Below are 2669 nucleotides of genomic sequence, written 5' to 3' on the forward strand. Positions count from 1 at the left end.
GGTGGCGCTGGCGGCCTCGGCCCTCCTGCTGGCGAGCATGCTCGCCGCCCTGCTGATCGGCGCGGCGGACATCGCGCCGGAGAGGGTGGCGCTGCAACTGCTCGACTGGCTGCCGATCGTCTCGGCCGACTCGGGGCTGGCACCGGTCGAGCAGGGCCTGCTGTGGGAGCTCCGGCTGCCCAGGGTCCTGCTGGCCGCGATCGTCGGCGGGCTGCTGGCCGTCGCGGGCGCCGCCTACCAGGGCGTCTTCCGCAACCCGCTGGCCGACCCCTACCTGCTGGGGGCCGCCGCGGGAGCCGGTCTCACCACCACGGCGGCGATCGTGTTCATGAAGGGCGACGACCAGGCCCTCGTCATCCCGGCCGCCGCGTTCGCGGGGGCCGTCGGCGGTGTCCTGCTCGCCTACGCGCTGGGCAACGTCGCGGGCCGGGGCGGCGGCACCGCCACGCTGGTCCTGGCCGGCGTGGCCGTCACCTCCTTCCTCACCGCCGTCCAGACCTTCCTGCAGCAGCTCAGGGTGGAGGAGCTCCAGCGCATCTACGCCTGGATCCTCGGCGACGTCGGCGGCGGCTGGAGCCAGATCGGGCTGGCCGCCCCGTACGCCGCCGCCTCGGTGGTGGTCATGCTGCTCCACGGCAGGCTGCTCGACGTACTCTCGGTCGGCGACGACGAGGCCGGCAGCCTCGGCCTCAACGTCGCCCGCGTCCGGCTCGTCGTGCTGCTGGCCGCCTCCCTGGCCACCGCCTCGGCCGTCGCGGTCAGCGGGCTGATCGGTTTCGTCGGCATCGTGGTCCCGCACGTGGTCCGGCGGCTGGCCGGGGGCTCCTACCGGAGCGTGCTCCCGCTCTCGCTGATCGGCGGCGCCGCCTTCCTCGTCCTCGCCGACCTGATCGCCCGGACCGTGCTGGCCCCGGCCGAGCTGCCCATCGGCGTGGTCACCGCCTTCGTCGGCGCGCCCTTCTTCGTCGCCGTGCTGCGGATGACCAGGCGGGTGGAGACGTGAGCCACGTCAGGGTGAGGGACCTCACCGTCGTCCTGGACCGGCGCAGCGTGCTGTCCGGCGTCGACTTCGAAGTGCGCGGCGGCGACTGGCTGGCCGTCATCGGGGCCAACGGCGCCGGCAAGTCCACGCTGCTCAAGGCGCTCGCCGGGGTGCTGCCGTGCTCCGGGGAGGTGCTCGTCGACGGCGGGCCCGTCCGCCGGCTCGGCCCCAGGGACCGGGCCCGGCTGCTCGCCTACGCCCCCCAGGCCCCGGCGCTCCCGGTCGACATGACCGTCTTCGACTACGCCCTGCTGGGGCGCACGCCGTACATCCCCTATCTGGGCCGGGAGAGCCGCCGCGACCGTGAGGTGACGGCGTCGGTGCTGGAGCGGCTCGACCTGTCGCCGTTCGCCTCGCGCACGCTCGGGCGCCTGTCCGGCGGCGAGCGCCAGCGCGTCGTGCTGGCCAGGGCGCTGGCCCAGCAGGCCCCCGTGCTCCTGCTCGACGAGCCCACCACCGCGCTGGACCTGGGACACCAGCAGCAGGTCCTGGAGCTGCTCGACCGCCTCCGCCTGGCCGACGGGCTGACGGTGGTCACGACCCTGCACGACCTGAGCCTCGCCGGCCAGTACGCCGACTCGATGATGCTGATCGCCGGCGGCCGGGTGGCGGCCTCCGGCGCCCCGGCCGAGGTGCTGACGGAGAGACTGATCGGCGAGCACTTCGACGCCCGCGTCCGCGTCGGGACCGGCGCCGGCGGCAGACCCGAGGTCCACCTGGAGCGCCCGTGAAGCTGAGCCATCGCGAGGAGGACGGGGCCCGGCTGGCCTCGCTGCTGTGGGAGTTCGGCCCCGGCTGGCGGGCGATCTCCTCGGCGATGGTCGGCGGCGGCATCGGCCCGCTGGAGTGGGTGCTCAACGCCCAGGTGGTCGGCGGCTACTCGCGGATGGACCCGGTGGAGCACATCCTTGAGATGGCCCCGCCGGGGCCCGGCGTCGGCATGCTGACCGCGGCCGCGGTCGACCGGTTCACCCGCTCGGCCGACGGGGGAGTGGAGGCGGCGGCGACCGTCGGCCTGCGCGTCCCCACCTGGGCCGCCGCCCCCGAGGGCGCCGCGGACCCCGAGCTGGCGCCGATGTACCTGCCGGGCACCGTCAACATCGTCGTCGCCGTGCCGGTCGCGATGAGCGACGCCGCACTGGTCAACACGGTCATGACGGTGACCGAGGCCAAGACCCAGGCGCTGCTGGAGACCGGCTTCCCCGGCACGGGCACCGCCTCCGACGCGGTCTGCGTGGCCGTGCGCGCCGACGGCCCCGAGGAGCTGTTCGGCGGGCCCCGGTCCGTCTGGGGCGCCCGCGTCGCCCGCGCGGTCCACGACGCGGTACGGCGGGGCGCGCATGACTGGACGAATCGTGATAGTTCAACTACATGGAGTGAGGAAATTATGGAAAGTGGCATCTGAGAGGGGCGGAGAGTCCCGATACTGGGGCGGTGATCGCCAAGAAGCTCGACCGATCTGCCGTGCAGACGGTTCTGCCGGGCAGGCCGCCGTTCACCGTCGCCGATCTCCTCGGGTTCCCCGATGACGGCAGAGACTTGGCCGAAGCGGTCGAAACTGCATTCGATGTGGACGTGCGAGTCCACCGACTCCCTGACGGCTTTGATGGGCTCTCATGGGCCGACG

4 protein-coding genes are annotated in these 2669 nt (G+C 73.7%); all 4 read left to right on the plus strand.

The features are described 5' to 3' along the window. The first annotated feature begins 1 nt into the window (after position 1). The gene (locus ACWDS7_RS47770) at positions 2–1003 is read left to right on the plus strand and encodes a FecCD family ABC transporter permease (RefSeq protein WP_451934717.1); all 1002 of its coding nucleotides are present in this window, start codon (positions 2–4) and stop codon (positions 1001–1003) included. Further along, a complete protein-coding gene (locus ACWDS7_RS47775) occupies positions 1000–1773 on the plus strand; it encodes an ABC transporter ATP-binding protein (protein WP_306857407.1) in 774 nt (257 codons plus the stop codon). Before ACWDS7_RS47770 ends, ACWDS7_RS47775 begins: the two co-directional genes overlap by 4 nt. Next, the gene (locus ACWDS7_RS47780; protein WP_451934718.1) at positions 1770–2447 is read left to right on the plus strand and encodes an adenosylcobinamide amidohydrolase; all 678 of its coding nucleotides are present in this window, start codon (positions 1770–1772) and stop codon (positions 2445–2447) included. Before ACWDS7_RS47775 ends, ACWDS7_RS47780 begins: the two co-directional genes overlap by 4 nt. Before the next feature lie 29 nt (positions 2448–2476). After that, positions 2477–2669 (plus strand): hypothetical protein (locus ACWDS7_RS47785; RefSeq protein ID WP_451934719.1); only part of this gene is annotated, 193 nt, incomplete at its 3' end.

The organism is Streptosporangium sp. NPDC003464 (genome assembly GCF_053588315.1).